We start from the raw sequence: 897 nt of genomic DNA, 5'->3' as shown, positions 1-897 counted from the left end.
CGTCAATACCGTTGCCATCACCGCGATCCAGGCCCAGGCCGAGGGCGGCGGTTGCGGGGGTGGGGCATGAAGATCCTGGTCCTCAATTCAGGGAGTTCCTCGATCAAGTACCAGCTCTTTGCGGTCGATGACTGGTCGGTCTTGGCCGGCGGGATAGTGGGGCGGATCGGCGAACCACAAGGCGAGTTTCGGTTTCATTGGGCCGATGCCAAAGGCCTCACCCGCACCCTCTATGCCGAGGACCCAATCCCCAGCCACCAGGAGGGGCTCGACCGTCTCATCCAGTCCTTACGCGCCCAGGGGGTGATCGCTGAGGTTAAGGAGATCGCGGCCATCGGGCACCGCGTCGTGCACGGCGGAGCCCATTTCAGCGTCCCTGCACGCATCGATGAGGAGGTGATCGCAGCGATCGCCTCCTGCGTGCCGCTTGCCCCCTTGCATAATCCCGGGCACCTGGCCGGGATCGCCGCGGCGCGCGCTGCCTTCCCTGGGGTGCCTCAGGTGGCGGTCTTTGATACCGCCTTTCATCAGACCATGCCGCCTGCATCCTATCGCTATGCCATCCCCGAATGGCTCTATACCGAGCACGGGATCCGGCGCTATGGGTTTCACGGTACCTCGCATCAATATGTCGCCAAACGCGCCGCAAGCCTTTTAGGCAAGCCCCTGGCGCGCTGTAACCTCATCACCCTGCACCTCGGCAATGGGGCAAGCGCGGCAGCGATCCAAGCCGGGCGCTGTATCGATACCTCGATGGGCTTAACGCCCCTAGAGGGACTCGTCATGGGCACCCGCGGGGGTGACCTGGATCCAGGTGTGATCATCTATCTTGCGCGTCACCTGGGCCTGGACATCGAGGCCATCGATCAGCTCTTAAACCGCCAAAGCGGTCTGTTG

The 897-nt window shown here is 63.2% G+C and carries 1 protein-coding gene; it reads left to right on the top strand.

All coding sequences use genetic code 11. From position 1 onward, the window contains the following. Nucleotides 1-66 precede the first annotated feature (66 nt). Nucleotides 67-897, top strand: an 831-nt coding sequence (locus N2315_09575) for an acetate/propionate family kinase (GenBank protein MCX7829420.1), incomplete at its 3' end; no start/stop codon positions are given.

Source organism: Thermanaerothrix sp., assembly GCA_026417795.1.
Taxonomy (GTDB): domain Bacteria; phylum Synergistota; class Synergistia; order Synergistales; family Synergistaceae; genus Thermanaerovibrio.
The sequence above is the reverse complement of the archived record's forward strand: the minus strand, read 5'-3'. Positions and strand labels throughout refer to the sequence as shown.